The organism is Streptomyces sp. NBC_01428 (genome assembly GCF_036231965.1).
Classification (GTDB): Bacteria; Actinomycetota; Actinomycetes; order Streptomycetales; family Streptomycetaceae; genus Streptomyces.
In genome coordinates this window covers 3,271,618-3,297,522 of sequence record NZ_CP109499.1, presented here as the reverse complement: position 1 = coordinate 3,297,522, position 25,905 = coordinate 3,271,618, and the positions used below count along the sequence as shown (strand labels likewise).

At 68.1% G+C, this 25,905-nt stretch carries 18 protein-coding genes; 7 read left to right on the top strand and 11 right to left on the bottom strand.

Features of this window, described 5'->3' with window-relative positions:
• Positions 1–156: 156 nt before the first annotated feature.
• Positions 157–570, bottom strand: a complete 414-nt coding sequence (locus OG406_RS14100; protein ID WP_329186023.1) for a PIN domain-containing protein — start codon at positions 568–570, stop codon at positions 157–159.
• On the bottom strand, positions 567–830 hold the full coding sequence (locus OG406_RS14095; RefSeq protein WP_329186022.1) for a CopG family transcriptional regulator: 264 nt from the start codon (positions 828–830) through the stop codon (positions 567–569). The genes OG406_RS14100 and OG406_RS14095 overlap by 4 nt, the downstream gene beginning before the upstream one ends.
• A gap of 432 nt (positions 831–1,262) precedes the next feature.
• Here OG406_RS14095 and OG406_RS14090 point away from each other — a divergent pair, with 432 nt between their 5' ends.
• Together OG406_RS14090 and OG406_RS14085 are read left to right on the top strand one after the other, a co-directional pair.
• A complete protein-coding gene (locus OG406_RS14090; RefSeq protein ID WP_329186020.1) occupies positions 1,263–1,895 on the top strand; it encodes a hypothetical protein in 633 nt (210 codons plus the stop codon).
• Positions 1,865–2,374 carry a hypothetical protein gene (locus tag OG406_RS14085; RefSeq protein ID WP_329186019.1) on the top strand — a complete coding sequence of 170 codons (510 nt, stop codon included), beginning with the start codon at positions 1,865–1,867 and terminating at the stop codon, positions 2,372–2,374. The genes OG406_RS14090 and OG406_RS14085 overlap by 31 nt, the downstream gene beginning before the upstream one ends.
• Before the next feature lie 728 nt (positions 2,375–3,102).
• Here OG406_RS14085 and OG406_RS14080 read toward each other — a convergent pair.
• From OG406_RS14080 to OG406_RS14070, 3 genes are all read right to left on the bottom strand, one after another.
• On the bottom strand, positions 3,103–3,381 hold the full coding sequence (locus OG406_RS14080; RefSeq protein ID WP_329186018.1) for a helix-turn-helix domain-containing protein: 279 nt from the start codon (positions 3,379–3,381) through the stop codon (positions 3,103–3,105).
• Positions 3,378–4,121: a hypothetical protein gene (locus OG406_RS14075; protein ID WP_329186017.1), complete on the bottom strand. Its 744-nt coding sequence runs from the start codon at positions 4,119–4,121 to the stop codon at positions 3,378–3,380. The genes OG406_RS14080 and OG406_RS14075 overlap by 4 nt, the downstream gene beginning before the upstream one ends.
• A gap of 266 nt (positions 4,122–4,387) precedes the next feature.
• Positions 4,388–4,546, bottom strand: a complete 159-nt coding sequence (locus OG406_RS14070; RefSeq protein ID WP_329186016.1) for a hypothetical protein — start codon at positions 4,544–4,546, stop codon at positions 4,388–4,390.
• Positions 4,547–4,790: 244 nt separating this feature from the next.
• On the opposite strand from OG406_RS14070, the gene OG406_RS14065 reads away from it, so the two are divergent.
• Positions 4,791–7,547, top strand: coding sequence for an AfsR/SARP family transcriptional regulator (locus tag OG406_RS14065; protein WP_329186014.1), 2,757 nt, complete (start codon positions 4,791–4,793; stop codon positions 7,545–7,547).
• Positions 7,548–7,577: 30 nt separating this feature from the next.
• Here the strand turns inward: OG406_RS14065 and OG406_RS14060 are convergent, their stop codons facing one another.
• A complete protein-coding gene (locus tag OG406_RS14060) occupies positions 7,578–8,480 on the bottom strand; it encodes a serine/threonine protein kinase (protein WP_329186013.1) in 903 nt (300 codons plus the stop codon).
• 311 nt (positions 8,481–8,791) lie between these two features.
• On the opposite strand from OG406_RS14060, the gene OG406_RS14055 reads away from it, so the two are divergent.
• The 4 genes from OG406_RS14055 to OG406_RS14040 are packed head-to-tail and all read left to right on the top strand — an operon-like array spanning position 8,792 to position 17,526.
• Entirely contained in the window at positions 8,792–10,090 is a 1,299-nt protein-coding gene (locus tag OG406_RS14055) for a PD-(D/E)XK nuclease family protein (RefSeq protein WP_329186011.1), read from the top strand.
• A complete protein-coding gene (locus OG406_RS14050) occupies positions 10,087–11,232 on the top strand; it encodes a hypothetical protein (RefSeq protein ID WP_443067079.1) in 1,146 nt (381 codons plus the stop codon). Before OG406_RS14055 ends, OG406_RS14050 begins: the two co-directional genes overlap by 4 nt.
• Positions 11,225–14,737 carry a hypothetical protein gene (locus OG406_RS14045; RefSeq protein ID WP_329186007.1) on the top strand — a complete coding sequence of 1,171 codons (3,513 nt, stop codon included), beginning with the start codon at positions 11,225–11,227 and terminating at the stop codon, positions 14,735–14,737. Before OG406_RS14050 ends, OG406_RS14045 begins: the two co-directional genes overlap by 8 nt.
• 32 nt (positions 14,738–14,769) lie before the next feature.
• Positions 14,770–17,526, top strand: a complete 2,757-nt coding sequence (locus OG406_RS14040; RefSeq protein ID WP_329186006.1) for a pPIWI_RE module domain-containing protein — start codon at positions 14,770–14,772, stop codon at positions 17,524–17,526.
• Between the two features lie 680 nt (positions 17,527–18,206).
• On the opposite strand, the gene OG406_RS14035 is transcribed toward OG406_RS14040, so the two are convergent.
• The 5 genes from OG406_RS14035 to OG406_RS14015 are packed head-to-tail and all read right to left on the bottom strand — an operon-like array spanning position 18,207 to position 25,558.
• Positions 18,207–18,986: a DUF6339 family protein gene (locus tag OG406_RS14035; RefSeq protein WP_329186004.1), complete on the bottom strand. Its 780-nt coding sequence runs from the start codon at positions 18,984–18,986 to the stop codon at positions 18,207–18,209.
• Complete coding sequence (locus OG406_RS14030; protein ID WP_329186002.1) at positions 18,983–19,909, bottom strand: hypothetical protein; 927 nt, start codon at positions 19,907–19,909, stop codon at positions 18,983–18,985. The genes OG406_RS14035 and OG406_RS14030 overlap by 4 nt, the downstream gene beginning before the upstream one ends.
• On the bottom strand, positions 19,906–21,882 hold the full coding sequence (locus OG406_RS14025; protein WP_329186000.1) for a hypothetical protein: 1,977 nt from the start codon (positions 21,880–21,882) through the stop codon (positions 19,906–19,908). Before OG406_RS14025 ends, OG406_RS14030 begins: the two co-directional genes overlap by 4 nt.
• Complete coding sequence (locus OG406_RS14020; RefSeq protein ID WP_329185998.1) at positions 21,879–22,913, bottom strand: PD-(D/E)XK motif protein; 1,035 nt, start codon at positions 22,911–22,913, stop codon at positions 21,879–21,881. The genes OG406_RS14025 and OG406_RS14020 overlap by 4 nt, the downstream gene beginning before the upstream one ends.
• Positions 22,910–25,558 carry a Z1 domain-containing protein gene (locus OG406_RS14015; protein WP_329185997.1) on the bottom strand — a complete coding sequence of 883 codons (2,649 nt, stop codon included), beginning with the start codon at positions 25,556–25,558 and terminating at the stop codon, positions 22,910–22,912. Before OG406_RS14015 ends, OG406_RS14020 begins: the two co-directional genes overlap by 4 nt.
• Positions 25,559–25,905 lie beyond the last annotated feature (347 nt).

The window sequence follows — 25,905 nt, the reverse complement described above, 5'->3', positions numbered from 1 at the left end:
GGCTGGCGCAGTGCCTACCGCGTCACAACTGTCCCCCGCCACTGCCCGTCCGCCCAGGCTCTGGCCACCCGCTGCGCCTACTACACGTGCGGGCACCGATGAGCGGCTGCGGGTGCGAGCGAAAGCGTCAGCAGCGACAGACAGCCCGTGGACGCATCAGATCTTGATGATCGTGGCGCCTCCGCCGCACAGCGCGGTGAGGTCCTCCGGGTCGGAGGTGAGGATTGTGACGGGGCGGGGTGCGGCGAGGGCGGTGGCGCTGAGCATGGCGTCGATGGCGTACTTGTGGCCGTGTAGGCCGGCGTCGGCGAGGAGGGCGGCGGCGTGACGGGCGATGGGCTCGGTGACCGGTTCGATGACCAGGTGGGACAGGGTCCATTCCAGGGCTGGGCGATTGATCCGTGGGTGGATCACTTCCACGAGGGTGGCTGCGGAAGTGATGACCCGTAGGTCGTCGGCGCGGGCGAGGGCGAGCCAGCCGGTGACGGTGCGGTCGCGCAGGACGGCCTTGGCCAGCCCTTCGCTGTCGAGGACCAGGGTGCCGCCGGGGGCGGCGGGGGAGGGGGTCACGCGGCGTTGGCCCCGCTTTGGGTCTGCTGCTCTCGGGCTTGGTGGAGTTGGTCGCGCAGAGCCTGAACCTCTTCGTCGGTGATGGGGCCGTGTTCGGCCTCTGCCACCGTGATGAGTTCGTTGAGGTTGTCCCGCTCGATCTGGCGAGCGACGGCTGCGGCGACGTAAGCGGACAGTCCGGAGGGGCCGCCGCGGGCCCTGGCGGCTTCGGCGATATCGCGCGGCATAGTGATCGAGTACTTGCCGGTAGCCTCACTCATGCTACCTATCCTACCTCGCATCCTCCCTGGGTTGGATGGGGCTGGCAGAGACAGCCGTCGCGGTGCTGGTCCGACGCGAGCACGAATCTGGGTTTGGGCGTACGACGAGACTCCAGGGGGCGTTCTTGCTGCCGGGCTTGATATGGGCATCCGAGACGTTCACATGTCAGGGAGGTGGTGGACGTCATGAGGAACTCGAAATCGCAGGCCCGCGGCGTCCCCGGCCGGAAACGTGGAGGAAGGGCCGTGGCTGGCCGACGCACGGCGGGTGCGACGGATATCAGGGCGCTGGCCGATGACCTGGGCACCGCGCTCCTTCGTGCCGTTCGACAAAGCATTGCGGATGAGTCCCCCGCGGGGATCAGTCGTAGCTTGTCTCGGGGCCGCGCGGTTGGGGTCAGCTGGTATGCCTTTGCTCTGGAGTATATGGAGATGAGGTGGCCGCTGATCGCGGCGAAGACCCGGGACGAGACCAACGACGCACTGTGCGCTATCACCCGGGCGATGCTCCGGGACGTGCGGGGCCGTCCGAGCGATGAATTGCTGTGGCGGGCGATGCGGGGCTGGGCGTTCGTCGTCCCCCGCCCGGGGCCGCGTCAGATGCCGACTGACGTCCGGTTGGCCCTGCGCTGGGTGGAAGGAGCCTCACGTCCGCTGGCCGATCTGACGGATCCGGCCGTGATGCGGTCCCTGCTGACAGCGCTGCGGCTCAATCAGGACGGCGCGGTGGCGGCGGCCGAGACGCAGCGGCACAAGCACAGGGTCCTGGTCAACGCCGTGCGGTACGCCGTCGAGCAGCGCAAGTTGCCCGCTGATCCGCTCGCTCCCATCAAGTGGAGCGTGGCTGAGACCGTCGACCAGGTCGACCCGCGGGTGGTCGCCAACCCCGGCCAGGCGCGTTCCCTGCTGTGCGCGGTCTCCTACGTCGGCGGTTACCGGCGGGCTCGTGGGCGGCGGCTGGTCGGGCTGTTCGCCGGGATGCACTACGCCGGGCTGCGCCCCGCCGAAGCGGTCGGGGTGTCTTTGCCAACTGCGTGCTGCCTGCTGAGGGCTGGGGCCAGGTGATCGTGCACCGCACACTGCCGCAGGCGGGCAAGCGGTGGACCGACACCGGAAGGGCCCACGACGAACGTGGACTCAAGGGCCGTCCAGCCGACGACACCCGACCTGTACCGCTACCGCCCGAACTGGTAGCCCTCTGGCGGGAGAGCATCGACACCTTCGGCGTCGCGGACGACGGGCGGCTGTTCTTCAATGAGCGCGGCGGCATCGTCGGGTCCAGTACCTACGACCGTGCCTGGCACGAGGCCCGTGAACTCGGCCTTCCGCCGGATCTGGTGTGCTCTCTGCTCGCGGCCCGCCCTTACGATCTGCGCCACTCGGCACTGTCCACCTGGCTCAACGCCGGCGTCGACCCGACCGAGGTGGCCGAGCGCGCCGGTAACAGCGTCGAGGTGCTCATGACCACGTACGCCAAGTGTCTGTACGGGCGGCAGGAGATCGCCAACCAGCGCATCGACAGGCTCCTGCGCGAATACGAGTAGCGCTCGCAGGCGCCTGATTCCGGCGAGGCGGTTGACGGTGCACACGACGCACACGCGTCCGGGCGCGCACCCCGACTCGTCCATCGGAAACTGGTGTCGAAGAACTGAGCGGGTGTGTGGTGCGGGTCGGTCGATGCCTTCTCGATGACGCATCATGTGGAGTGCGTGGCGGCGCTGGAACCTGCCGCAAAGGGCGTCTGAGCTGCAGTTTCCTAGGCTGCTCAGGTGTGGCATGGTGGCATCGATCTGTTTCTCGGAGTGCATGACGTGGAGCCTGTCACGGGACGGACACACGTCTCTTACCGGCGGTTCTGTGAAGGGTTCGCTGGCTCGATCATCGTCCGTGCGGTGAGAAGTCATTTCGACGCTGCTTCTGACGATGCGTCGTGCCTATCGGCCTGCTGCTCATGCTTTGTGGAGTCCTCGTTCTCGACTCATTGCGCGTCCCCGGGACTGAGGATACGACCGCCTTGCCTTCGATCTTCGGTGAGTACACGGAGGTCTTCCTCCGTGTACGGAACCCGAACCCTCTGTCACAGCCGGCGCTGAGGTCTAACCTCAGGCCAACCATGCGACTTTGCCATGGCACACGATCATCCGGGCCTGGCGACTCAGTAGGCGCCATCGAGTGACGGACCGGGCAGTGTGGGGAGAAGCAAGGCCGTGCAGCCCCTTGGTATCAGCCACGGGGCTACACGGTGGTGGGCACACGGGGCTCCACTTCTTCCTTATCGGAAGTCGGCGCTCGGGCCGTCTGTGTCCAGTTTCAGGTCCACGCTGTACAGAGCGTGGTCCTCGATCCCCAGGGCGCGCATCAGCTCGTTGGTCGGAATCCTGTACCTGCGTCCGACGCGGCGGATGGAGCAGGGGAACTCGCCCTCGCGGATCAGCCGGTAAGCGGTCGTCGAACCGATCCCGAACGCTCGGCACGCCGTCCGCAGGTCCACTGTCACGGGCAGGTCGAACATCTCGGAGAAACTGAGTCGGCCCTCTGTCGGGTCCTTCATGCTCGCCTCCCCGCAGGGCGGACCGGCCGGGTGCCCGCGCGGCGCTCGGACCGTCGGTTCTTCCGGGGGGCGTGGTGCGTCGAACGGTCCCTCGTCCCGTCGTCGGTGTCGGCGAGGGCACCCTTGCGCAGATGCTCCGGGCGCACCCGGAAGCGCAGCGGGGCGTGCAGCCCGTCCGGGCCGTCCGGACGGTCCACCCGCACGTCCAGGCACTGCTGCGCCGTGGCGTCCGCCTCCCCGTCGGACGCGTTGAGCGCGTGATCCTGCGCGATGCGCTCGATATGGCTGGAGGGGAGCTCCCGCAGGCCGTCTCGGGCGAAGCACCACGCCCTGGCGCGTGCTGCGTGGATCAGGGAGGAGCCGGAGAGGCGGCTCGCGGCGTCCGGGGCCGCCAGTTCCTCCAAGAGGGCCAGGACCATCTCGGCTTCCACGTCCGACCGATTGGCACGCAGGCGCGTACAGACGCGGTAGACCGTCCCGGTCAACCGGGGCAGAGCCAGCCAGATCGCCAGGAGCTTGCCGGTGCCGTGTGGAGCGAGGTCACGCAGCGCGGTGCTGAGTACCTCCTTCCAGACCTCGGCGGCGAACTGCGGGTCGGAGCCCGGCCCGTACAAGGCTTCGTGTGTCTCGGCAGCGGTCAGCCGGACCGGCTCAGCCCCCTCGATGGCTGAGGGAACGGTCACGAGGACCGAGTCGCGGACTCGGGGGCCGTCGAAGTGCCGCCTCACCGAGGCGAACATACTGGTGGATGGTAGATGCATCAGTAAATGTCCTTTCTCTGGGCTGAAGATGCCGAAGGTACTGAAGGCGCCGGAGATGTCGATGTGCTGGACGGGCTGAAGAGCCGCCGGTGCCGGTCTTGTCGACCGGGAATCGCCGCCTTTGACCACGAGCGTGTGACAGTGCGGAAGGGCCGCGAGCTCGCCGGGCGGAGTAGTTCAGAGGGGTGGGGCCGCAGTGGGTGGGTGCCCGCCCGGGACGGGCACCCACCCATGAGCTGTGGAGCTCAGGCGGTCTCGGAGGGAGAGACGTCCGGTGCTTCGGCCTGCGGGGTCGCCGGTGTGGTGCCCTCGGTCCGGTCGGCCGCCCGCTGACGCCGGGTCGGCGGCCAGTCGGGGGACTTGCGCAGACGGCTCGCCCGACGGTTTCGCTGTCGGTTGTTCATAAGACCTGCGGTTCCTTTCTGATGGGTCGATGGATGACTACGCTGCCGCTTCGCGTTTCTGCGAGCGGCTGGTGCCATCGTGCACGGGGACGGGAGGAGGCCGTGGAGCGGAAACTGAGGGAAAACTGAGGCCCGGGGGCGTGAAGGAGCAAGTGCGTGTGAAGCGGCACATCGCAACGTAGAGATGAAGGGGGCGCCATCGGAGGCCCGGAACACTGCTTCCGGTGCGGAGAGGGGAAGGGCGATGGAGGGGTACGTGCTGGGCCCGGTAAGAGTCGAAGGGGACGGCGATGGAAGGGTCTGCGGCGGTTCGAAGGCAGCCGGCCTGTTCGCGCTTCTGGTGACATCAGCGGGTTGCCGATGCACCAGGAAGGAGATCGCCGAAGTCCTCTGGGAGGGCGAGGAGAACACCCGCAGCCTGGTGGACCGTGCTGTCTCCGACCTGCGGAAGCGACTTGGCCTGGAGGTCGTGCCCCATGGCGGCAAGTCGGGTTACTGCACGCTCCGCGCGCCGGAGGGCGGCGTCGACCTGCTCCGCTTCCGCGACCGGGTGGCGAGGGCCGCAGGGCTGAACCATCCGGAGCGGTTCGAGCTACTTGGCGCGGCCCTGGAGGAGTGGGACGGCGGCGAACCGCTGCGCGGGTTGACCGAGAGCGGCTTTCAACTGCGCCGGGAGGCGTTGCGGGCCGAGTTGATGGCCGCCGTGCACGCTCGGATGGACGCCGCCTACAAATCCAGGGAGGAGAAGTGGCTCCGTGAGGAGACGGAGAAGTGGTTCGAGCGCACACCGGAACTGCCCCAGGTCTTCCGGTTCTACCTGCTCGCCCACGGCGACCTGCCGCAGCGTCGGCGTGAACGGCTCATCAACGCGTGGACGAAGCGCAACGGAACCCCGGACGCCGACTTGCGGAGCGCCATCGACCAGGTTCGGGGAGTTGCCCACCGGCCCGGTGGGACGCTCCTGCCGCCTGTCCCTGACCAGTTGCCCGGAAGCAGTCGCAGGCCGGTCGGCCAAGACGAACTGATCCGCAGCCTCGTGGACGCCGTGTGCGAGGAACAGGACGCCGGCAATCTGGCCTTGGTTCTCATCAGCGGTATGGCGGGTGTCGGGAAGAGCACGGTGGCCAACCACCTCGCCCGTCGGCTTCAGGAGCGGTTCCCCGACGGGGTGCTCCACGCCGGACTGAACGGGTTCGCCGACGGAGACGTGCGGCCCGCCGAACCGGACGAAGTCCTGGATGGGTTCCTGGCCGTGCTGCCGCCCTACACCACTGTGACCGGACCGGAAAGCAAGAGAAATGCGCTGCGGTCGGCACTGGCCCACCGGTCGGTACTCATCGTCCTGGACGACGCGCGCAACGCCCAGCAGGTGCTGCCGCTGCTCCCCGGAGACGGCACCTGCGCCGTGATCATCACCAGCCGCAACGACCTGTTGCGCCTGCAGTCCGAGCGAAAGGTGCTGTTTCGCAAGATGGAGCCGCTGCAAGAGGCGGATGCCTTGGAGGTGCTCCAAGAGAAGGTGTCGGTCGAGGACCGGGCGAAGCACGCACGGGCTTTCAGTCAACTGGTCCACCTCTGCGGACGGCTGCCGTTGGCGCTCACCGTGGTGGCTCACCTCCTGGAAGGTGGTGCGCGTCCGCTGCGTACCCTCCCCGCCCTGGTGCGGGACATGGAGGAGGAGCGGGAGCGGGCGAGGCTGGACACCCTGCACATGCCGGAGCACGAACTGTCGGTCCGCGCGGCGCTGAACTGTTCCGTACGCGTGCTCGGTGAGGAAGCCCGGCTGCTGCTGTGGCAGCTCGCCGTTCACCCTGGGCCCACAGCCTCCTGGGAGGCGGTGATGGACCTGGGAAGGGCGGCGGGCGAAGGGGCGCGCACCCACCGGGCCTTGATGGAGCTCGTGGCGGCGAACCTGGTGGAGCGCCAGGGCGACCGGTACGGGCTGCACGACCTCGTGCGAGCCTTCGCCCGTCGGCACGCGTGGCCGGCGGCGGACGAAGAGACGACGGACATCGAGCGGGCGACCGTACGGCAGGTGCTGGAACACCAGTTGCACAACGTCCGCGCCTGCGACCGGGTGCTCGACCGAGAGCGGGCCCTGCCCATCGGCGAGCCCGACGGGGTCACGGTCACCGATCCCGCGGAACCGGGGCAGGCGATGGCGTACCTGGACGAGGAGTACGCCACTGTTCAGCGAGGCATCCGATTAGCCATCGACCAGGGCATCGAACGGTACACATGGCTGCTTTCGATGGCCCTGGTTACCTATCAGTGGCGCCGACACCTCCTCGGCGACGCGCGGAGGAACCTCCTGCACGCCGTCGACGCCACCGAATCCGCCGCCACCCCGGTCGATTGCGCCATGGTCCACCGGATGCTGGCAGGGACACAGTGGCGGTTCGGCGAGTACGACATGGCCGTGGGCCACCTGCGCCGTGCCGTCCGGCTCAGCAAGGAGGACCACAGTGAGGCAGGCCGGCTGAGTCTTGCCCGTTCGCTGCACCGGCTCGGGATCACCCTGCGCAAGCAGGGCGACCGGACGGGGGCGGAGGAAGCGCTGTGCCAGGCACTGGAGTTGTGCCGGGAGGTGTCCGATCCGGTCGGGGAGGCCGCCGCCCTGAACGCCCTCGGCGCGCTTCACCACGACCGGGGCGAGCATGCGCAGGCGCTCCGTCGGTGCGCCGACGCCCTGGGTGTGGTCGAGCGCACGGTGGAGCGCAGCGGACTGGCCGACGTGTTGTTCACCCTGGCCAAGGTCCATCTGGCCCGCGCCGAGCGGGACGAGGCCATCTCCCTGTACCGGCGGGCCTGCGACATCTATCGCGAACAGGAGAACTGGCCCAACGAGGACAAGACGCGGATGCTCTTCGCGGACGTCCTGGTGTCCGCCGGTGAAACCGACACAGCGGTACGGGAGTTGGAGAGAGTCATCGTGCTGCGCGAACTGATGGGCGGCGAAGGCGTACACGAGGTCCGGGAGTTGCTGGAAGGGTTGAGGTGACCCGCCCGGCCGGCGACTTCCGGATCATCGTCACAGCCGAGGCGGATGCGTGCGGTAGTACTCGGTCGGGTCGGGGCGCAGCCGCCTCGGCGGACGCAGCGAGCCCAACAGGGGCAGGTGTGGGCGGAGTTGGTCGAACACCTCACGGACATCCGCCGGGCGCTCCTCCGCCTCCCACCGGACCATCCACAGCGCGAGGGAGGCGAACTCCGGGGGGAGTTCGGCGAGTTTGTCAGCCGGCAGTACTGGGCCGCCCGGTTCCGCCCGCTCCTCCAGCCCGCCGTAGGGCAGCCGCATGACGGTCATCTCCAGCAGGATGCAGCCAAGCCCGAAGATATCCGCCCGCCGCGTGAGACCTTCCGGGCACGCGTCGGACTGCTCGGGGGAGGCCCAACCGCGCGTGCCGCGCTCGTGGGATGTCTTCTCACCCGCCATGATCGCGTGGCCCATGTCGATGAGCCGGAGACGGCCGTCCGGTTGCACGATGACGTTCTCGGGTTTGAGGTCGCAGTGCACCAGATTCCGGTCGTGTACTTCTCGGAGAATTTCGCACAGCTGGCCAATGACAGACGCGACGGTCCCGAGATACCTGACAGGCCGGGCCGCCAACAGGGCGTCCTGCAGTTGGCGTCCCTCGACGAACTCCATTATCAGGCATCGGCGTCCTCGGTGTGTCCCAGTGGCGATGATTTCTGGAATGGCCTGAATTCCAGACAGCATCATCATGCGGGAGCCCTCGTCGAGAAGCTTCCTGCCCGCCCAGGAGAAGTCGCTCTCGGGACCGAGGTCACGGGCCTTCTGGAGCTTCAGCGCCACCCTCGCCCCGCTCGTGCGGTCACGGCCGACGAAAAGGTCGCCCTGGCCGCCGTCACCGACCATGTCCAGCACCTCGTAGCGCTTTTCCACATTGCCGATCTCCTCGATCTCCCGCATGGCAACCCCGCTTTTCCTTCGTCCGTACAGAAATGGAGCAGAAAATGTCACAGCCGTGGCTGCCCCCCGACGGGGTGACCCGCACCTCGGAAGTCATCACGGTATCCGCCGGAATGTTCAAAGGAGGCGAATTCCGGTGCCCTGCCGCTGACGCTCTCAAGACCCGCGGCTACCACACCGCCGACCCCGTACCGCGCCGCCGCGAGCGGTTGGAAAACTTCACTCTCGGCCCCTTCATGGCCGCCTGCGACGCCCGCTTCCGGCCCTCCGGCAGCCTGCCCCGGACGCGTACCGCACCCTTGCATGACGGCTTGAGGACATGGTCGGACCATGGTGTGAAGGCGTACGAGGCGGCCTTCCCCGCCGATCCGGAACTCCCCCTGAACGAGGTCCCCGAGCCGTGGACGTACCGCTACCGGCCGCCCGGTCCCGACTCGCGGAACGCCCAGGAGTACCGCTTCACGGTGTGGGGCCGCTGCCTGGCCTCCGCCGACGGCGCCTACCGTGAACTCCGGCTGCCCGTGCACCGCCTGAACCGGGATCTACCGCCCGACGGGTTCATCGCCGCCGTCGCCCTGGTGCTGGCCGAGGGCACTCCCGGGCCGCCGCCGGAGCACGTACGGATCGTGGAGTTCGCGCTCTTCGACGGCCGTACGCGGGAGCTTTTCGGCGGCAGCCGGGCGCAGGCGCTCGCCCGGTACCGAGAGCACGGCCCCGACGCCCTGGCCGGCGTACTGGACGGGCGGGAATATCGTCCCGGTTCGGCCTGCGGCGAATGCGCCTACCTGTCGGTCTGCCCGGCCCTGCGCGCGGCGCCTGGATTGTTGGGCATTGAGTCGTCGAACAGGCCCCGCCGCACATGGTCAGTGACCAACGGGCGTAACTACCGGGTCTGCCCGGCCCGCGACCACATGCGCCGGTTGCACCTGCCCACGGCGGACTCCGTCGAGCGAGAGGTGACGGCCGAGCGTGGTCGGGCCCTGCACGCCTACCTCGCCGACAGGCACGGCCACGGATCACCTCGACCGTGCACGGTCGAGGTTCCCGAGGAGTGGGTACCGGACGGATTCGACCTGCCCGCTCACGAACGTACGCTCGGCGCACTCCTGTTGCGGCGGCACGCTGCGGTCTGCCCGCTGCGGTACGTGGGGGACGGGACGGACGTGCGGACCGAGCCCCGGGTGGTGCGGCACGACACCGTCGCCGATGTGGTGGTGATCGCCGCACCCGACTTGCTCTACCGGGACGCTGGTTCATGGGTATGGCGCGAGACCAAGACCTCCGCTGCCGACCGGCGGTCCAACCGCCCCCTGCTGGAGCTCTACCCCCAACTGGCCCTGGCGGTCGTGCTGATCGGCCGCGGTGACCTGGGCGGCGCTCCGTCCCGTGCCCGGGTCGAGCTTGAGGTGCTCCGCCCCGGCGGTGCCCACCTGGAGATCATCGACCCCTTCGCCTCCGTCAACCGGACCGCAGCTGAGGGAGTCCTGCGGACGATGGTGGCCGACTGGCACGGGGACGACCGCTACACGGCCGTGCCCGGACGCTCCTGCCAGCGGTGCGAAGTGGCCCGCTGGTGCTCGGTGTCGGCCGCCACCGAGGCCGCGGCATGAGGGCGGGGGCGGCGAGCCGGGCCGACCGGCCGGACACCGGGGAGGATTCTGAGGGCGCGGGAAGCGAACTCTTCCGTGAACTTGCCCGCATGGTGGCTGCCCTCGCCGAGGTTCAGGGCCTGCGCTCGTTCGCTCTGCCCTATCCCGGCGTCGCCCAGCGTGCGCTGGACCGCACGGTAATGCACTGCCTCGGCGTCGGGGAGGTACCGCCGAGGAGCCTTCCGGAGTTGTGGGAGTGGTGCCGGACCAAGCCGGCGGGCGATCCGCTCTTCGCGGTTCCCGCCTCCCTGGTCACCCCGGGCGCGACGCTGGTGCACCCGGTCGGCCGGATGCCGACGCGGTCGTGCCTAGAAGTCGCCTCGCACGGGCCGGACGGGGGCGTGGCGGCGCAAGCCCGCGCGCTTCTGGGCGACCTGGAAGCGCGGTGCGGAACGGGCGAGTGCTACCGGCAGTGCCGGAGCTTCCTGGCCCGTCACCCGGTGGTCCACCGGCAGGACCGCTTCAGGTCCGGCTGGAGCACGGCCGTCTGGAGCCGTGTCAAGGACCTCTACGGGCCGCTGCCCGAATCCCTGCTTGTCGACGGCGACTTCCTGCGCTGTCCCGCGTGTGGGCTCCCCGTGCTGCCCAAGGACCGGGCCGTGCCCGTACCCGGGCCGTCTGCCACCGACGCGGACATCTGGTGCGAGGGGGAGGAATGCCCGCGCGACGACCCTCCGGAACTGATCCGCGATCCGGAACAGACGTGGATCCTGCGCCGTTCGCTGCGGACGTTCCTCGCACTGCCGTACCGGACCGAAGAGGCCGCGCTGGACGCGCTGGATCGCGCTGGGATCGACCATGAGCCCGTGTCGGGGCCCCTGTCCGCCTACCGGTTGAGGGACACCGGTGCCGGAATCGTCGACATCCAGGTGTATGACCGCCTGCAGCCGGCCCTCCTCGCCGCATATCTCACCGACAGCGCGCCCCTCGTGGACCGCACCCTCGTCGTGGTCCCGGACGCGCTCGCCGGACGGGAAGGCTACCGGGGGGCCTTCACCGACGCCCTTCCCGCGCTTCTGCGGGACCGGCTGGTGCTCACCACACCCGTGAACCTCGTGCCCGACCTGGGTCGGGCACGGAGAGAGGAGAAGAACGATGCGTAGCATCACCCCGCCGCTTGCCGACGTGCTCGGCGCTCTCAAGGCGTTCCTTGGGCCGGCCGTCCCCAAGGCAGCCCTGGAAACCCTCTGCCAGGTGGAACTCGGCCTGTACCTCCAGCAGAAGCTGATGCCGGGCAGTCCCGCGGGCAGTGCCTGGGTACTGTTCAGTGGATACGGGTTCGCTGAGGCACACGAAGCGCGGCTGCCGCCGGACACCGCGCGGACGTTGCGTGTTGCCCGGTACTCGCTGTGGACACTGCGCAGGGGCCGTACCTGGCGCGAGGCGCTGGAGAACTACCAGCTGTTCGACCCCAGGGTGCGAGGCTATGACGTACCGGACACCGAGTCGCCCGCCACCCGCCGCGACCTCTCTCTCGCCAGTGACCGCTTCTCCGTCTACGAGCAACTGCTGCGTGTCGTACCGCCGCTGGCGGGCAAACGCATGCCGGTCGCGGGCCAGGGCCCGCACGCTTTCCCCGTCAGCCGCACCCTGGCCGTCGTCGACCTGCCGTCCGTCCCCCACACCCCCCTCGTAGCCCACGACATGAACCTGGAACCGGCTGGCGCGGGAGAGCCCCTGGTCTTCACCAGGAAGAGCCTGGAGCGCACTGCGGCGGAGATGGACGCTACGCACGCCCGTGTCGGCGAGGGAAGGCCGCCGCGCTGGCTGAAGCGGCTGCGGGACTTTGACCTGTCCACCAAGGAGAACGGCACATTCCACAAGGCCGGCAAGGACGAGGACTTCACGTTCACGGTCGACGGGATCCAGCACCTGCTCGGCATCGTCGGCGCGGGCAAGAGCACGCTGCGCGACATCATCGCCGTCCATCTCGCCAAGCTCGGCAGGCGCACCACCATCGTGGTCACCGACGTCGCGGAGGTGCTGAAGCTCGTCCGGCTCTACGGTCTCTACACCGACGGCGCCGCCGCACCCGTGCTCGGGTCCTCCGGCCGGGAGCGGCACGCCCAGCGGCTGCACCGTCGGCTGGCGGGCCGGGGCGAGCACCGTCTGCTCGCCCACGACGACCCTGCCTTCGCCTACCTCGGGACCTCCTGCGTGCTCAACGTCAGGCGGCAGGGCGCCACTTCGTCCACCGAGCCGCTCGCCTTCGGTGAGGCACCCTGCTCCAGGCTCCGGCCACCGTCGGACCCCAGGCGCGACAAAGGTGGCGGCCGGGCCTCCGAATGGCAGAAGAACGCGACGAGCTGCCCGTACTGGTCCGTCTGCCCCCGGTACCACGGAGCCCGCACCTTGGTCGGCGCCCTGATCTGGGTGGCCACGCCGGCCGGACTGATTGACGCCTCACCGCCCCGCCCCCAGAACGGCGAGCGCATCCGCTACCTCGAACTCGCCTGCCGCCGCAGCGACCTCGTGATCATCGACGAGGCCGACCGTGTGCAGATGCAGTTCGACCAGACCTTCGCACCCGCCGTCGTCCTCGCCAGCGACGAGGACAAGGGCCTCATCGACCAGCTGAGCCGGCACAAGATCCGGGAACTCGCGGCCAGCGGGCGCACCCAGCTCTCCGAACGGGACGTGGAGACCTTCGCCGCCGCCCTCAACACCGCCGGATCGGCCACCGACCGGCTGTACGCGATGCTCGTCGCCAGGTATGACCTGCGCAGGTGGGTGCGGACGGGCTACTTCAGCGCCTGGACGCTGCAGCTCGGACTGCTCGACGAGCGCTACGAACTCCCCGACGGCAGCGGGCCGGAACACCGGAACCACGCCCCGAGACAGGCTCTCGGCAAGCTTCTGGACGCCTTTCGGGACAACCCCTTCGGCGACCGCCGCCGCAGGACGGAGGAGGACTTCAGCGAGCTGACCGCCCTCCTCAACGAACTCCTCCACACCGGGAACCCGGAGAACACCCGGCGCCACCTGGCCGAGGTCATGGACGAGGTCTTCCACATCGACCCGCAGTACATGGCCGCCCGGCAGCAGACGTACAAGGAGAAGTACGACGAGTGGCAGCGCGCGGAGGAGGAACGGCAGCAGGGGCGAGGCCGCCGCCGGAAGCCCAAGCCAGCGCCCCAGACACCTGAGCAGTGGCACAGGGAGCTCGCCGAACGCTTCGAGTTCACGCTGCTGCTCAGCGCCCTGGAACCCCGGCTCGCCATGATCAACGCCATGTGGCCCCGCGTCGAGGCCGCCCTCAGCCTGGGCTACAACACGATGTACCGTCGGCCGCTCGACTACGGCCCGATGGTGCCCGAGGCCCCGATGGGCAACGTACTCGGCTTCCAGTTCCGGGTCCCGGGCGAGGACAAGGGCGGAGTCCGCAGCGGCGAGCTGACCTTCTTCCGCTGCAGCGGTGTCGGACGTGAACTGCTGCGCGCCATGCCCCACCTCGCCTCCGTCGACGGCAGGCCCGGCGCCCATCTGCTGCTCATGTCCGGCAGCAGTTGGGCGGGCGCGTCCAGCCGCTACCACGTCTGCGTCCCGGTCGGCGTGATCATCGAGCCGCCGGCCGAGGTGACCGAACGCATCGCGAACGAGAGCCTGATGCGCTTCGAGTTCATCGACGACGGTGACGAGAAGCTGCGCCTGTCGGGAACCCACCCGGACGACCGCCCCGAGAAGCTGCGCCGCATCGCCACCCACCTCGGCGCCGGGGAGTACGACGCCCCCGAAGGAGGCCCGCTGGAGCGCGAGCTGCTCTCCCTTCGCCCGGGGAAGCGCGACCAGATCCTCCTGCTGGTCGGCAGCTACGCCGAGGCGCGCATCGTGGCCGACACCCTGCACAACCTCAACTCCCGTTGGCGCGACAGCGTGCTGTGCCTGGTCTCGGACGACGAGGAGATCGCCCCGGAGGACGAGGCGCCGTCCGCCTACCGTGCCCGGTCACTGCGCCGGGGCGACGTCGAACACCTGAAGGACCTCGACGCGAACATCCTCGTGGCGCCCCTGCTGGCCGTGGAGCGAGGCCACAACATTCTCAACGACGACGACGAGGCGGCCATCGGCACGGTCTACTTCCTGGCACGGCCCAATCCGCACCCCGAGGACCTGTCCCTGGCTGTCCACGCCGTCAACGACTGGATCGTCCGCGCCGTCACCGGCGGTGACTTCGACACCTGGGTACGGAGACAGGCCACCGTCGAGGAAGGTGCCGACGAGGTCCGCCGCCTCGCCCGTTCACGCTGGTACCAGGTACTCGCCCGCTCGATGGCGTGGAGCCGCCTCGACGACGAGGTGAGGGAGCAGGTCACCTGGGACATGCTGGTCCTGATGTGGCAGGTGATCGGGCGGCTGGTGCGCGGCGGTGTACCGGCCCGGGTGGTCTTCGTCGACGCCGCCTTCGCCCCGAACCGCGGGGCCGTACCACCGCAGGCCGACACCCCCAAGTCCAGCCTGCTGCACAGCGTGCTCGACGTGCTGGACCCGTACTTCGAGGGCGACACGAAGAGCGCGGAGGAGCAGTTCATCGCCCACGCCCTGTACGAACCCCTCCGGCGCATGCTCACCCGTCTGCTCGCCCATGCTCCCGCCCCGGCCCAACCATAAGCGCCGAACTCCGGCTTCCAGGAGGAAATTTCGTGTATCACGCCATTCGCAACGCGGCCTACGAACCCGACCCGCTCCATGGACCGTGGCTGGAGGAGATGAGTGTGCTGCGGCTCGGCGAGGAGTTGCACACCGAGCTCACCAGGATGCACGCCGAGGCCGGCACGGGCTCCGTCCGCCCCGATCGGCTCCCCGTACGCAGGCTCAGCTCCCTGCTCCAGGCGATGGCCCCCGGCGTCATCGCGACCGGCCGCAACGCCGGAACGGACGGCCGCCTGCCATGGCTCTACGCACGGGAAGCCGTCCCGCCAGAGGTGCTGGCCCCGGTGATCGGCACCTGGGCGGCGGGCATGTACCGGGAGGAGGACGACACCGAAGGCGCCGACCTGGAGGAGAGGCTCCGCTCCGACGACCCGGCCGAGGCCATCCAACTGCCATATTGGGAGGCCGAATCGGTCGACCTCACCGAGACCGTGACCTCGGCGGGCGGAACAGCCGAACCCGCCGCACGGCTCTACAGCCTGCTGCCCGAGTGGGTCGCCTTCCGGCTTGCCGCCCGGACGTTCCCTACCGGGGGCACCACACTCCACTTTCGCGTCGAGAGCTCGGGCAACGGCGCGCGACTCGTCTCCTGGCCGCCACAGCGATACGAGCGCCGCGGACAGACCTGGTACTACTCGGCTTGCCTCAACATCACCGTCCACACCGTGCCGTTCGCCCCACGGTTCCGCGTCCATGTGTCCTCGCAAGTACGCCGGTGGGCCACCCAGCTGGACGTACGCCCCCACCAGCTCGGCGGCGCAACCGTTCTGCTCGACGCTCCGCTGCCATGGCCGGGAGGGCCGGACCGGAGCCACCGGTTGATGGTGAACACCCTCGGCTACGACCGGCGGCTGAAAGAACTGGCCTGGCGCCACCACAGCCCCGCACCACTCCTGCCCGAGCTGGACATCGTACGCAACTACCCGCAGCCGGAGGCGCTTTTCTCCCACCCGGAACGCTGGATCAACGGGTCCGGGGACGTGGCCGCCGGCATCGTCTACCACCCGTCGATCGGCCCGCATGAGGTGGGACCGGGGCTGATGGCACGGGAGCGGGCGGATCTGGACGCCTGGGTCGAGGAAGGGCTGCGCCCCATGCTGACCCGGGTCCCCGACCTCACACGGGTCACCCGGAGCAACACCCCCTCATTGCTGCCTAGTTCGGGAGCCGGACGTGGTCCGGGCGTCCGGGACACGCAACTGGCCCTGCAGCGGCGGGCGGCGCTGGCACGCGCACTCAACGGCCGTCCCCTGGAGATCGACGTCTTCTGGCAATCCCCGGAAACCCGTGCCGCTCTGCTCGCGGAACTGCCCAAGCTCATCGGCTTCCCTCCCGGGGAGAGCGAGGGGTCGGCCGACGACGACACCTGGCGGTGGCGGGGCGAGGGGGTCGACATTTGCGTACACGCCCAGCCCGCGGGGGCCCTGGCCGACGCCCTGCCGGTCTCCCGGGAGCGCGGGCGCCCCAGGGCCGTCCGGCTGGCCGAAGCCGTCGAAGGGCGCTGCCGACTTGTGGCGGACCGAGTGGTTGCGCGTCCCGACGCGGCCGGAGTCGTGATCATGGAGATCGCCGGTAAGGAGCGCTTCGCCGCCGTCCCCGACTCCGATCCCAAGCATGCGCTGCGCATCGCCTGGGCGCGGCAGGACCGGCTGAGCCAGTTCGTCAACCTGCCCGACGACACCGACAGCGGCCTGGAGCACCGGGCCAAGTGGACCTGGCTGGACGCCTTTCGGCAGCTCGGCGCGATCAGTCCGCCCGCCCATCGAGTGGGGGCCGGAGTTCCTGGCGACCTCCAGTACGTGGCGCTCTGGCTCGTACGCCACACCAGGAAGGGGCCCACGCGGCGCCCCGTCCATCGGCTTGTCGCGGTGCGGGTCCGCCTCGGGGACGAAGGACCGGGCGTCATCGAGGGGTGGGACGCCGAGCGCGCCGAATGGGTGCCGTACCCGAAGCTGTTGCTGTTGCTCTCCCAGGCAACGGAGCCAGTGGCGGAGACCGAGAAGGAGAGGCAGGCTGATACGGGTGGCGATGGAGGGGGCCGGCCCGGTGCCCGCCCGGGCGTGGAGCAGCACAGGCAGCGGGACACCGAGCGGCAGATCCGCGCACTGCTTTTCCAACTCCGCGACCGCCCGACGCTCCTGCTGGCGGACGCCGGCAATCTGCGCCAGTGCTGGCCCGGCCTGCGCAACGGTGAACTGGCCCGCGACATGCTCGGCTTCGGCACTGAACCCGCCCAGCGCCACACGCTCTACGGCGACGACCTGCGGGTGGTGCTCGTACGGGACGCCAACGCGCGGGAGGAAGTGGCGGAGTGGTACGCCCACGACGCCAAGGGCAGCGTCGGCTTCACCGAGGGCGTGTGGGGGACGACGGAGACGGAGAGCCGTGTCTTCGCGAGTACGACCGCGAAGCCGCACACAGCGGCGAAACTACCGAAGGGCCTCATGAAACTGGCGCCCACGGCACAGGGCCGGACAGCACCCGGGAAGACTGCCTGGAACCCCGGACAGCTGGAGATCACCGTGCTCGGTTGCCTGTCGGAGAAGGCGCTGGCGGACTCGGGGCGTGAAGGGGACCTGCCTGACCGGCCGGCGGAGTGGGCGACGCTCACGCACCAGCTGCGCTACCAAGACGACTATCCGCCGCTCGCCCGGCCCCTCGCGCTGCACTTGGCGCGTCTCGCCGGTGAGTACGTGCTTCCGGTAGCCGTAACGAAGGAGGAAGGGAGCACGTCATCCGCTCCATGAGTGAGGCCCGCATGGGGCGTCCCAACGATCGACGCTTATAGGAATCATCGTTCCTTCGTGTAAGTCGGACATGGGGGCATACTGTTGTTGGGCGGGCGGGAACGCCTTCGCGGGACTGTGCCGAATCGGGTCAGGGAAAGTGCAACGGCCTGTTTCTCCGTTTCCCTTTGGCTGTCCCGCTCGGTAAACATGCAGGTCAAAGCGGCCTCCTGAGGGTGATGGATCCACCGTGCGGCTTTCTGGCCCACGTATGTCCCGCAGGAGTTAATTTCGCGGGATCGGACAGTTTGGATTTCGTCCGCTCGGCCGTGGAAAACCCCTGATCAGGGCAATGAGGGGTTGAGTGGGCACGGCCAAGTAGGCCGTGTGCGTTTTGGCATGCACAAGAAAGGCCCTGACCGGCGTTTCCGCTGGTCAGGGCCTAATTTTCCGGTGCCCCCGGCAGGATTCGAACCTGCGCACACGGCTCCGGAGGGGGCTTGAGTCTCACGTGTTCCCCCTGGTCAAGGCCGTGCTGACGGCGCAGGGGTCTACTTCGGTCCACGGATGGTCCATGGCGCAGTGCCGCTAACCATCTGGCTCAGAAGTCCCACGGAGCGTCTGGGCGTCAGAGGTTGTCTGCTGGAAGATGACCGTCGCCGTTAGCAGAGGCCAGCTAGACGATCACTTGCTTTGCCATCTCATCGACTGCGCAGCGCGTTTCGTGTCTCCGCTCTGAGCCGGCGGACGAGGTGATCGAGCTCAGCCTCTGGGATGGCATCAACGCTGACGAAGGCCAGGAGACGAAGAAGCCGCATGAGACTCTGGCGAAGTACGTCGCGTTCCGACATTCCGACCTCGTTCAGGGCCCGCTCGTCCCTGTGCCCCCGTACGACTGCTCGGACCAGGGCTGGTGAGGCTGCGACAGATCGACGTCTCGTCATGATCTGGTCAGCAGCCTCCTCGCCGAGAGCCTCGACCAGTTCGTAAGGTTCCGGCAGCTTTGGGTCATGCAGAACGTGGGCGCGCGTCCAGAGGCGACCCAGGGCGTGTCGGGTTAGGTCCAGTCCCTTGAAACGATCGGCGGAGTAGCCCCGGCCAGGCTTGAGCGGCCACCGCCATACGCAGACGTCGGGCAGGAGCACCAACGCGAGGAATGCCCACACCGGCCGCTGAGCGGCCTCACCGGGCACCATGAAGCCCTGTTCGTGCAGGATCCTCGCAGTGCGCTGATCGAAGGCGTTCCGCTGGGCAGCGGTTGGAGGCTTAGGGAAACCCTGCTCCTCGGCAGCTGCCACGATGGTACGGCGCAGGTCGTCGAGCTCCCCTCGGGTGACGCGTCGACCACCGGTGGCAGCGAAGACTGAACGGGGCGAGTGGTTCGCGACCATACGGGTGTGGGTGCCGGGGTGGTGCTCGTGCAGTTCCTCGAAGAGCCTGTCGGCTTCCCCGGGTAGCAGCCTTGGGTAGAGAACGCTCATCGGTTGGCCCCTCTGGGGAATCCGACGCCAGACTGGACTTGGGCACGGAACTTCGACGGGTCGCCACGACGTTGATCTCTAAGGCGCTTGATCGCCACGGAGGCGGTCTCGGTCGGCTGGGCGAGATACGTTCGGACGAGGGCGCGGACCAGACCAGCCATCGTCAGATCTCCGTCAATCTCGGACGGGTCCTGGACCTCGTCGAAGGCATCGTCGTCCAAGGCGCGTCCCACTAGGTCGGTTACGACATCGACACCCAGCGTGTCCCACAACAGGGTCGCGGCCTCGTCCTTGTCCGCTTCGAGTGCCTTCTGGATCATTGGGTTGTCGGTGTTCAGGAGGACGAGCAGGCTTCCCATGGCTGCTTGATGCCAGTCTCCGCCATCCATGCTCACGTACCAGGCGGCGTCGGGTGGCAGCTGCGCCTCTCTGAAGGAGACCGGCGCCGTGGGAAGCAGGCCGCCGGCGCCCTCCAGATGGACACGTGCTTGGTCGTTCCACAGGATCGAGCCCGCTCGGCGTGGGACGAAGGGCTCGTTGGTGTCTATGTCCTCTGCAAGCGCAACCAGGGTCTCGATAGTCAGATAGCCGCCCAGATTGGCTCCCTCGGCGACCATCTCCACGACCACGACGGTCTGCCGCGTGTGTCCGGCGAACGCGACCTCGAAGCCCGAGTATCGAATCTGCGACGTTGAGGGCCAATAGCGGACGCACATATACAGGGGGGCGTCTTCGGGGAGTCCGCAATCGGCGCGTATGCCGTCCACGTCGAGGTGCACGACCCGGTACAGCTTGAGGTCGGTGCCGTAGTCCCAGGTCGGCAGCGCAGCTGGCAGCCGCTCCCCGGTCTCCTCATGAGTACGCCACGGCTGCGCCTCTACGCGGTCGACCGGCCGGCGGTAGGGCCACGCGTGAACGCTCATGCCTGCCCCGTCACATTGATCTCGACGACGACGTCCGGGACGGCGTTGACAATGAGCTCGACGTCGGTCGGATTGCCGGAGTGGTAGAAGACATCGCCCAGGACGACGGATCCGTCAGTGGTCCGCCAGCCGTGGATCGTCGGCGAGTCGGCCCCGGCCGGAGTGACGTCCTCGGTGCCCCCATCGGCGAGGACGACGCTGGCGTGTCCCTCGTTGCGTCCTGACCCATGGAGCCGGACCTGTTGCACGAGCACCGGGCGGCCGGCGAGGACTTCGTAGCGAGGTGTCGAAAGAAGGGTCGGCCTCCGGGTTGCGGTGGTGCGTCCCGGCTGGCTTGGCTTTGCTTCCGGGTCGTGGGGGCGGGCGGCGTCAGCTTCCGTCTCACGGGGTGAGTCCCAGGCCGCGCCGGAAGCCCCTGTTTGGTGCGGCGCCTGTGGGTCCTCGTGAGCCTCTCGCGTCGGTCCGGCGGCGAAGGAGGTCCCTGGTCGGGGGGAGACGTCAATGATGGCGGTGCCGGTGCCGCCGGGGCCGGCGAGGAGGTGACCGAGCCGCTGGGCGACGTTGCCCACGGCGTAGTCACCGACCTTGAACGCCCGCTTGCCGGTGGCGCCGCTGATGGTGTCGCAACGTTCCTTTAGACGGCGCCCCAGAGTCCTCACGAACGTGGCCTCCGGGCCTTTCAGCTCCTGATAGGCCCACGCGTCGTGGGTGGGCGGTTCGGAGCGGGCGAACACGGGGTCCAGGTCATCTGCGACTTTGAAGACCCCGGCGTAACCGACGTGCGGGTTGGGCCTCTCGGGTCCTGCGTAGTACCTGGTCACGAGCTCGGGTCCCCGGAGCAGACAGATGTGGTGAGGGGCACCCTCCAGGCCTAGATCCCTAGCGGCTGGGGAGACCACGGTGGCGGCGTAGGTGTACTCGGAGGCGAAGGCGCCAAGGTCCTTTTTTGGCTTGAGACAGCTGAGAACTTCTCCGCCGCCAGCGGCGGCCTTGCGGTAGGCGTCCGCGAAGAAGGCCAATGTGACGTCGTCGTCGGGACCGGGCACGGGTATGTCGACGCCGTTGGCGGTGACTGACACCGTCATGCGCTGTGCCCTGCCCTCGAGCATGATGGGCCAGAGGTTCCAGGCCGATGCTTCGGCCAAGTAGTTGCCAGCAGTGTTGAAGTCCATTTCTTCGGAGACGTCCGTATTCGGCAGGGTGGGGTCTGTCAGGTCCGGCTCGACGATGACGATGGTCGTGCCGGTCTCGTCGGTGCCAAATCCGGGTAGGCCAAGGTTGCGCGCCGCGGCGTCGGCCGTTGCGTCGAGTAGCGGCTCGCAGTGATCCGTCGCGGGATCACCCCACCAGTGACGCCCGGTGTAGCGGGCGCCGCCTTCCCAGAAGGACTTGCGGATCGCGACGCCGATGAAGCGTGATCTCAGGGCGCCGTTGTCTTCGCGGAATCGCGTGTAGACGAACGTGCACCCGACTTTGGAGGCGAGGAAGAAAGCCCCCTTGCCGTATCCGAAGGTGCCGCCGGATGTGTCCTGCAGGTCGGTGCCCTCGCGGTCGCCGCTGTTCAGCACGAACCGCAGCCATTCGCGTCGATCGCTCTGGCCCGTGTCTGATCGGGTGGGACCGCCTAGACCTCTGGTCCCGCGATCGGACACGACCAGGCAGCGGATCGACGGGGCCTGTGACAGGCGTTTGAACGCACCGCCGATGTCCCCGGTCTGCGGCACGCCGGTCGCGAACAGCCTGCGCCACTCGCCTATGTGTGCGGCACCGACGTTCCTGAGGTCGAAGCTGAATCGGATCTCCTCCTGGTCGGCGTAGCGTGCGTCCCAGGAGTTCTGCGCGGCTTCGCGCACGAGCATGGTCAGCCGCGAAAGCTGAGGGCGGCCGAGTTGGCCCAGCAGCCCCTCTGCCGTAATGCCGCCGTCAGCGCGGAAGGGCTGGGAGTACCAGGTGGGCGAGTTTGCGTTGGTCACAGGTCCTTCGCCAGTCTGTCGAGCGCGAGGGCCTGATCGGCTCGCATTGGGACGCTGTCAAGATCGACGAGATATTCGACGCCGCTGACGCCAACGGGCACAGTCCCGTCGGCGAAGCTCGCCGGTACGATCTTGGGAAATCTCTGGTCCACCTCGTGCCAACGTTCCTCCACCGCCTCGAAGCGGACGTCGGCCGCAACACCGGGTGAGGCGGCTTTCAGACCCAGCGCGGTCAGGCGCGCGTCGAGCACGTCCACGCGGTCAGTCTTCGTGTGACACGCCGCGATCAGGTCTTGCACCGATCGGGCCGAGGACCCGTGAGATTCCGCTATACGGAACCAGGCGAGGTCGACAGCTCCACCTGCGGGTTCCTCCAGCTGGTCGACGCCGTGGACGTGGACGATTCGGCCAGCGATGCCGCTCGACGCCTTGACCTCGATCGCATAGCGGTTGCTACGGAAGTCCTGTGCGCCACCGGTGGGACCCTGCCAGGCTTCGACGGCGTCGGGGCGGATGTCGAGTAGCCGCTCCAGGATCAGGAGTTCGGCGAACAAGCCGGCGAGCCGTGGCACCGTCCAGCGCACCGCCTCGCCGCCGAACAGCAGACGCCAGCCGTTGAGAGTTTGGGCGATGCGGTACGGCCGTGCCGCCGGCTCGGCGGCGATCCGTGCGCAGACGTCGGCGACGAGTCCGGTGAACACCCCGGACAGATCTGCCCTCCGGCAGTGGAGGTCAGCGAAGCGCACGGGCAGGTCTTCGACGAGAAGTACCCGCCCGGTCAGATGGACCCCAGCGCTGCGACGGTCGTCCTCCAGCCGGTCCGTCGGCGCGATCGGCACGAGCAGGTGTCGCATGCCTTCGGCATCGCGTCCGAGCCGAACGCGTCCGCATGGTGTGCGGATCTCCAGCTCTGCGGTGAGCATGAGCGCCGCCGGTTCGGTCGTCGACCGCTCGTCGAGCTGATCCCACAGCCGCTCGAGCAGCTTGCGTATGCGGTCTGAGGGCGCTGAGCCACTCGTCGATGCGTTCACCGGCCGTCCTCCGCATCGTTGTCGAGGTCTTGCTCCAGCACGGACACGTCCTCGTCCTCGTCCTCGCTGGCCGAGGGGAACACCTCGCGGAGGTCTGCGGCAAGATAGTCGTACTCGACGGCCAAGTCGGTGCCGACCTGACTCGGGCGGGGGAAGACGATGGCCGCGCCCCACACGACTTCGCCGGGGGCGTTCAAGGGGGCGCGGCCTTCGACCTCGGCCGTCACGCCGTCCTTCGTCCGGACCGGCACCTGCGACTTGGCATTGATCGGGTACAGCAAAACGAGGCCCCGCTCAGGTTGCTGCTGCACCCTGAGTTCCTGGAGTCGGCTCCGGTTCATCTGAGCCTCGCCAGCGGGGATCCTCAGATCCAGCGCCTCGTCACGAGAACCGGTGAGTGTCTTGATGTCGGCGACGTCGTCTTCGGCGCTGCCCTTGGTGCGCGTACGAGTCACGGGGCCGACCGAGATGTTTCCGGGGAGCGAGACAGTATGTGCCTCGTCTTGGACGGCGTTGCCCACAACGCCCACGTTCCACGAAACCAAGGCACCGGACTGGCTGCGGCGTTCGATGTACTGCCGCATAAGACTGCGCGAGGCCTCCACGGACTTCGGATGGAAGGCGTAGCCGTTCAGGAAGTCCATTACCGAGCTGAGCGGGACATCCCGCCACAACGCCCGGCCGCTCTTGACGCCCAGGTCAGCCCGCCCCTCGGTGTAGGCGGCGTCGAGGAGGCTCCTCACGGCCTTCGCGTTCGTGTTGTGCCAGTCCTGGACATCCTGCTCCGGAGTGCAGGGGAAGTAGTGGGACTCGACCAACTGTCCGCCATACGCTGCGGCGCTGCGCACCGCGGCACCGGCCTTGGACGGCGCTGTGACCCGCATTTTGGGGTGGCAACGGATGCGGACGGCCAGTTCGAGCGGGGACTTGTGCTCCGTGAGATAACGGTCGATCTCTTTACGCATCTCCTCCTCGACCGTGGCCAGGTGCACGAACCAGCGTCGGATCTCGTCGGGCATGAAGACGCGCGGTAGGTCCTCGTAGCCGGGGCGGTAACCGAACCAGCGGCCCATCTGTAGGAGCGTGTCGTAGACGTTCGAGGAGCGTACGAAGAAGCTGACGACGAGCCCTTCCAACGTGAGTCCGCGGGAGAGCGTGTTGCCGCCCACGGCGATGACGTTCACCGGGCCGGAGTCGTAGTCGAGGCGGTCGTTGCTGCGGTAATGGTCCATCACGATCTTCGTGGAGTCGACCACCTCCCCCAACTCCTGAACGATTTCCTCGAAGCTCGGGCGTGCGACGCCGAACCGCGTGTTGTCGACGCGCTCCGACTCGTCGGCCCACAGACGTCGCAGCTCACCGAGCAGCGCGGGTTGGCCGTCCGCCAGGCCTTCCGTGACCTCTCTACGCAAATCCTGCAGCGGTGCCCGGTAAGAGTCGTGCACTCGCGTGTCGGAGTGTGCGTGGATCAGCATCGAGGAGTGCTCATTGCGCTGGCCGCGCAACTGACGCACGGCCGTGGCGATCCAGAACCACAGTGTGGCCCGGCGCAGCGAATCGGTGATCGCAGGCTCGAATTGCGCCGCCGCCGTCGCCTTCTTCGGCCGCAGGTCGTCCAGCTCGACCGCCGGGATCGTCCTGATCATGTCGAGGCCGCCGGGGACCTCCTCCGGGTCCTCTCCATCGACGGGATGCCGACCGAACAACGTCTCGGGCCCCTGGTAGGTCTCGCCACGCTGCAGGCTCAGGATGAAGTCGCGCGGATAGAAGTCCTCATGGTCGCGCGGATCGGTCAGCAGATTCGCGAAGGGAGTGGCCGTATAGCCCACGTAGCAGACCTTGGGAAGGCGCGTGATCACGTCCCTGATCAGCGGGTTGATCTTGCGCGTCGCCAGGGTCGCCTGGTCCGCTTCGTCGTCGATGATCAGGGTCGGACAGTTGCCCAACTGCTCCTGGGCCTGCTCGAGCCAATCGCGCAGCTTGCGCAGGACGATCGCGTTCTTCTTGACCACCAATAGGAGCCGCTGGTCTTTCGAGGCCAGGAACGATTGGGCGTTCGGTGGTGGCACGAAGTCTCGCTCAGGGCTGGTGATCTGGTGCCACAGCGGCGGGTTGAGGTTGACGACGTCGCGGATCAGTCGAGTCTGGGTCTGGCGGCGGAGCGAATTATGGATTCCGGACAGCACGATGAACATCCGGTAGCCGCGGTCCGCCGCTTTGCAGGCCACCGCCGTGAAGTTGCTCGTCTTACCGGACTGGACGTGCCCGACTACAAGTCCGCGCGACCGGAACGTAGGCGTCGCAGGGTGGTCGAGCATCGCTACGACCCGCGTCGACGCCTCGTCGAGCTTGGTCGTGGCGTCCGGGCCGAGCGAGCGACGCACCCTCGCCTCGAAGGCCGGCCAATTCTTGTCCCCCGCGCGGGGACCCGTGTACCAGGGCAGCGCGTCGGGACGGCCCAACCCCAGAGGCTCTTTCAGACTGGCGATCCTCGTGGTCTCGAGCTCGTGCCGCCGGAGCAGTTCCTCAACAACGTTTTCGGGGACGAAGAGGTCACGCAACTCCTGGGCGACCTCGTGAGGACGAGCGGAGTCCAGCCTCTCCTGGAACCGCTTCCAGGCGGCCTCGATGCGCGCATCACTCATTTTCCGCTCCTTGCCCTGGAGCTGGCGCGCGAGGAGGAGACTCACGTGCCCACTCAAAGATTGATCGTGGACACCATAGTGACAACCACTGACAAACAGGGGGTGCTGACTTGACAATGACGTTCGCCTCGAAACTACGGACCGAGACACAGCGTGGCGACGCTACGCTGCGACGTCCTTCGTGAGGCTTAGGGGTCTGCCTGTGCTCCTACGCGCGCAGCAGCTCCCCACTCTGCGATGAGTAGGGCACCGATCGTTGTCGGCGTTGCGGGCGGACCCGTAGTGATTGCTGAGTCTGGCACCCGGTCGTGGCGCACGCGCACTAGCGGGCATATCCTGTCCGTTCG